The sequence below is a fragment of the Cereibacter changlensis JA139 genome (assembly GCF_003034985.1).
In the GTDB taxonomy this organism is placed as follows: Bacteria; Pseudomonadota; Alphaproteobacteria; order Rhodobacterales; family Rhodobacteraceae; genus Cereibacter; species Cereibacter changlensis.
On record NZ_PZKG01000373.1, the window covers coordinates 1 to 978 of the forward strand.

1 protein-coding gene is annotated in these 978 nt (G+C 62.2%); it reads left to right on the top strand.

Features of this window, described 5'->3' with window-relative positions; genetic code table 11:
• Positions 1-470: 470 nt before the first annotated feature.
• Positions 471-908 carry a GNAT family N-acetyltransferase gene (locus tag C5F48_RS24140; RefSeq protein ID WP_107666166.1) on the top strand — a complete coding sequence of 146 codons (438 nt, stop codon included), beginning with the start codon at positions 471-473 and terminating at the stop codon, positions 906-908.
• Positions 909-978: the final 70 nt, after the last annotated feature.

Below are 978 nucleotides of genomic sequence, written 5' to 3' on the forward strand. Positions count from 1 at the left end.
AATTGACCGGCCCGATCAGGGATGTTGGGCGGATCTGACAAACAGGAAAAACCGCAGGGCGGGGGTGAGCGCGGGCCAAAGCCCGCGTCGATCCCCTGACCTGGCTACTGACCTGCTCGATCCCGACACATGTCGGGATCTCCATCGGATCTTCTGCGCCAGTGATCGTCACCCGCAGGGCGGAGACGGGGCGTCGGACCCGACCATGCCCGGCTGCGTCATGGCTGGCTCTCCGAGACAGTCAGGACGCCCGCCGCGCAGGGAGGGGCTGATGTCCTGGCTCCGGTTCCGGCCAGCCCTGCTGGACGGAACTAGAGCGCGGCCCCGGCCCTCGGCCGGGGGGCGCCCAGCTCCATCCGCCTATCTGCCGCCAGTGCTTAGGGCTGGCAACGACCGCGAGTAGCCCATTGCGGCCGTTCACCTTACTTAGGTCAACGAACGGTGTCATATGGGCAGAAAGGAGAAACCTCATGAGCATTCAGATCAGAGCAGCCGAAACAACCGATGTCGCGGGCATTTTCCATGTTCGGACTTCGGTGAAAGAGAATGTTCTGTCGGCGGCCGAGCTGAAGAGCATGGGGATTACCGAAGACTCAATCACTGCCATGATCGAGAACGGGCCTTGTGCCTGGGTTGCGGTCGAAGACAGCGAAGTGATCGGTTTCTCAATGATCGACGCCGAGGAAGGATCGCTGTTCGCGGCTTTCGTGCTTCCTTCTCATGAAGGGCGAGGCGTCGGCCGGAGGATCGTGGAAGCCGCAGAGAGAGAGCTTTTCACCCGGCACGCTGTATGTTGGCTTGAAACTGGCAGCACAACGCGCGCCGCGCAATTCTATCGCCGCCTCGGTTGGTCCAACGAACAGGATATTGGAAATGGGGACATACGTTTGGAAAAGCGCCGAGCCTGACTGTCCGCTCCGTCCCCCCGCTGGCCCTTGAGAGCAAGCCGCAGGTCAGGGGTGAGCGCGGGCCATGCCA